Source organism: Methanotorris formicicus Mc-S-70 (assembly GCF_000243455.1).
Classification (GTDB): Archaea; AGJL01; Methanococci; order Methanococcales; family Methanococcaceae; genus Methanotorris; species Methanotorris formicicus.
In genome coordinates, this window is sequence record NZ_AGJL01000088.1 from 1 (window position 1) to 3546 (window position 3546).

5 protein-coding genes and 1 pseudogene are annotated in these 3546 nt (G+C 32.7%); 5 read left to right on the top strand and 1 reads right to left on the bottom strand.

The window, feature by feature from the left end; all coding sequences use genetic code 11:
* Positions 1-230, bottom strand: a pseudogene (locus tag METFODRAFT_RS11990) (IS701 family transposase); the annotation flags it as partial.
* Positions 231-843: 613 nt separating this feature from the next.
* On the opposite strand from METFODRAFT_RS11990, the gene METFODRAFT_RS09320 reads away from it, so the two are divergent.
* From METFODRAFT_RS09320 to METFODRAFT_RS09340, 5 genes are all read left to right on the top strand, one after another.
* Positions 844-1527: a DUF169 domain-containing protein gene (locus tag METFODRAFT_RS09320; protein WP_007045366.1), complete on the top strand. Its 684-nt coding sequence runs from the start codon at positions 844-846 to the stop codon at positions 1525-1527.
* 87 nt (positions 1528-1614) lie between these two features.
* Positions 1615-1863, top strand: coding sequence for an MJ0307 family thioredoxin (locus METFODRAFT_RS09325; protein WP_048115854.1), 249 nt, complete (start codon positions 1615-1617; stop codon positions 1861-1863).
* Between the two features lie 56 nt (positions 1864-1919).
* A complete protein-coding gene (locus METFODRAFT_RS09330) occupies positions 1920-2102 on the top strand; it encodes a hypothetical protein (RefSeq protein WP_007045368.1) in 183 nt (60 codons plus the stop codon).
* The gene (locus METFODRAFT_RS09335; RefSeq protein WP_007045369.1) at positions 2099-2914 is read left to right on the top strand and encodes a sulfurtransferase TusA family protein; all 816 of its coding nucleotides are present in this window, start codon (positions 2099-2101) and stop codon (positions 2912-2914) included. Before METFODRAFT_RS09330 ends, METFODRAFT_RS09335 begins: the two co-directional genes overlap by 4 nt.
* A gap of 14 nt (positions 2915-2928) precedes the next feature.
* On the top strand, positions 2929-3258 hold the full coding sequence (locus METFODRAFT_RS09340; RefSeq protein ID WP_007045370.1) for a DUF5400 domain-containing protein: 330 nt from the start codon (positions 2929-2931) through the stop codon (positions 3256-3258).
* The last annotated feature ends 288 nt before the right edge of the window (positions 3259-3546 follow it).

Genomic DNA, 3546 nt, shown 5'->3' on the forward strand with positions numbered 1-3546 from the left:
CAAAATCATCTATAACGAAAATGTTATATTCGGGAGTTATAAAGTTTTTTCATGAAGTTAAATAGATTCTCTTGTGGGTTAAGACCCTCATTCCAAAGAATTCGATTTATGGTATCGTGAGATACGTTTATTCCGAAAATGCGTAATGTTTTAGATAGTTCTATACACGAATTAAACTCTGACAATAGAAGAAAGAGCATATAAACAATTGCATTCGCTTTTTTGAGAATATTCTCACCATAAACAATTTTTATTCGAAAAATAGTAAAATGTTGTGGTAGAAATATCTTATCATAAATGCTATATCATTATATTCGAATATGCTTGCGAAAGTCCTATGGCTATATTTGTCTTATTTTAATGTTGTGTAGGTTGCAATCTTCTTTAAATTTATTGAAGTATTTTTCCAATATTTAACGCAAACAACTTATAGTTAAGACATCATTTCTGTTTTTCTTTTTGAATTCCTATGTGAACGTGTGCAAACAAAACTATAATGTATAAATATAATGATGAACAATATAATTTTTTGTCTATTATTTGAATAAATCCAGGTCTTAAAAATCTTCAATTTTTAAGCTAAAGTGACCAGAGGGGGATCAAAAACCGTTGTGGTGGGAGAGTTTAAACTGAATAAAAATTTGGTTTTTCACTTTCATATAATTATTGAAAATAATGTAATATATGGTTGTGTGTGGTTCGAACACAAACCGAAACATTTATATATCTAATGTGCAATATAATTGTGTGTGATTAGAACACAAACCGTAACATTTATATTGCCAAATAACTACTACACATATGTGCAAAATTAAATCAGGCAATAACTACTGAGGTGATAGTATGGATTTGAAAGAAAAAGGTGCAAAATTAAAAGAACTTTTAGGTTTAGAAGGTTCAGCAGTTGCTGTAAAATTGGCAAAATCAAAAGATGAAATTCCAGCAGGATACGAAGAACTTGGGGAAGAGAAGAGGCACTGCGAAATGATACAAATTGCAAGAAAAGAAGGAAAGAAATTCTATGCTACAAAAGAAAAGCACTCCTGTAAGGGAGGGGCTTATGCAATTGGTGTTGTTCAAGATGCTCCAGAACCATTGAAAACTGGGAAGTTATACCACAAATTAGGAAACTTTGCTACAGAGGAAGGGGCAGTAAAAACTGTTGGAGCAATCCCAAGAGTCAAAGAAGAAATGTATGCAAGTGTCTATGCACCATTAGAAGATGCTGACTTCACTCCTGACTCAATAGTGGTTATCTGCACACCAAAGCAAGGTTTAAGATTGACACAGGCATTATTATACAAAAATGGAGGAAGATTCCAAGCAGACTTCTCTGGAATTCAGTCATTGTGTGCTGATGCAGTTGCAGCAGTTAAAGTTAGAGGAGTTGCAAATGCTACATTAGGATGCAATGGTTCAAGAAAATATGCAGAGATTGCTGATGAAGAAGTTGTATTTGCGTTCCCAGTCGATGACTTGGATAACGTAATTGAAGCATTGGAACACTTCAAAGAAATTTGGGGGTAAATCCCCAAAATAACCTTATTTAATAAAAAAACATAAATAGCAGGGTTACTAAATTAATAATTATTAAAAAGTAAAATGGTGTATAACATGGTTAAAGTAGAGGTTTTCACATCACCAATGTGCCCACATTGTCCAGCGGCAAAGAGGGTTGTTGAAGAAGTTGCAAGTGAAATTGATGGAATTGAGGTCGAGTATATTGATGCCATGAAAGAACCTGAAAGAGCGGCCAAATATGGCATAATGGCAGTACCAACAATTGTTATTGATGGAGAAGTTACGTTCATCGGTGCTCCAACAAAAGAGGCATTAGTAGAGGAAATTAAAAAGAAGATGTAATCTCCATTTAATTTTTTACAAATGGTTGTGTATGATGGTGACACTTGTGTGGTAAAATGGAACTAAAAATCATCTGCAAACATTCCAAATTTTCAAAAAAAGATGAAGAACTTTATATAGTTTGTGAATTTTGTAATGGGAAGGACATAAGGACTGAAATTGAATTAATGAAGGAAGATTTTGAAATTAAAAAAATTTCCTACCCAAATTGTAAAATTCTAAAAAGGGTGGTAAAATGATAAGAGAAATATCAGTTAAGGAGTTGAGGAGCCCATCGTTGTTAGTTGATAGAGTTTTAGAAAAAATGAAAGATGGGATTTTAATTATTGAGACGGATGGGAAAGAACAAATCAAAGATATTGAAAATCTAATGAAAAAGATCGGTTATAAAATGGAAATAGATGGAAATGTGGTAAAAATCATGGTTGGGGAAATAAAGGCAGATAGAACAATAAATGTAGTAGGTGCAACGTGCCCAGGTCCAATTATGATGGTTTCAGATATGTTGGATAAGATGAACATTGGAGAAGTATTGGAGATAATATCTGGAAAAAATGCCTTAACTGATTTAACAGAGGGATTAAAAGGATCTGGACATGAGGTTTTATCTGTTGAAGAACTTGGAGATGGGAACTATAGAATATTGATTAAAAAAGGAGAGAAAAAAACAGAGGTTGCATCAGTAAATATTGATGAATTGTTCATTATAAACACAACTGGAACAGGAAATGCAGAGAAGGCCTATGCTACATTCATGATGGCGGATGTTGCTAAAAAAATGAATTTGAATCCAGTAATCTTCTTAATGATGGATGGTGCAAGTTTGGCATTAAAAGGAGAGTGCGATAAGGTTAAACATCCCAACTTCCCAAAATTGGGGGATTTGATGAGGATGGCAATAAAGAATGGAATAAAGATTTATGTTTGTGAATTAAGTGCTAAGTTTAGAGGAATAAATGAGAAGAATCTTGAGGATGGTTTTGAAATTGCAGGAGCACCAACATTCTTAAACTACTTATCAAAACCAAATGTAAGACCCGTTTGGCTATAAAAAAGGTGAGAACCATGAATGAAGTTATAATGCTTGTATCCCTATCAGTTATATTTGGCTCTATGTTATCAGGATTTGCCACATTTAGAATGACAGGGATGAGGTTGATGCCACACTTTGCATCTTTGATGATTGCATTTATATTGACATTGGCATCTTTATTTGTAGATAATAACATTGTGTTCTATTCAGCAATTGCATTCCAAATAATCGCTCCACTTACAATTTGTGGAACAATATGCAATATCCTAAAAACCCAATTCCAAAATACTGGAATTTATTCATCCCATTTGGCATTGATGGGAATGCTATTTGTCCTTGCTATTGGGAATCTATTTATCTAAATATTTGTTCTTTTTTAAAACTAAGTTGTTTGCGAATATTTAACTCTCGACGAAAACCTAAAAGGTTTTCGTGAGTCAGAAATCCGAAGGATTCGCTTCGATCCCTGCAACCGTAGGTTGTAGTGGATATTTATATACCAAAAATTTTTAAAATGTTGTATCAATCCTAATTTTAAGATAAAGTATTTACTTTTAAATTTATTAAGCATTTTTCATATTTGACGCAAACAATTAAATCTTTATGGTTAAATATTTTATAAAACGGTAGTTCCCATCAAATAGATAAAT

Coding starts and splice junctions, on each gene's coding strand:
- METFODRAFT_RS09325 (WP_048115854.1), top strand. CDS start 1,615: ATGGTTAAAGTAGAGGTTTTCACATCACCAATGTGCCCACATTGTCCA.
- METFODRAFT_RS09340 (WP_007045370.1), top strand. CDS start 2,929: ATGAATGAAGTTATAATGCTTGTATCCCTATCAGTTATATTTGGCTCT.
- METFODRAFT_RS09320 (WP_007045366.1), top strand. CDS start 844: ATGGATTTGAAAGAAAAAGGTGCAAAATTAAAAGAACTTTTAGGTTTA.
- METFODRAFT_RS09330 (WP_007045368.1), top strand. CDS start 1,920: ATGGAACTAAAAATCATCTGCAAACATTCCAAATTTTCAAAAAAAGAT.
- METFODRAFT_RS09335 (WP_007045369.1), top strand. CDS start 2,099: ATGATAAGAGAAATATCAGTTAAGGAGTTGAGGAGCCCATCGTTGTTA.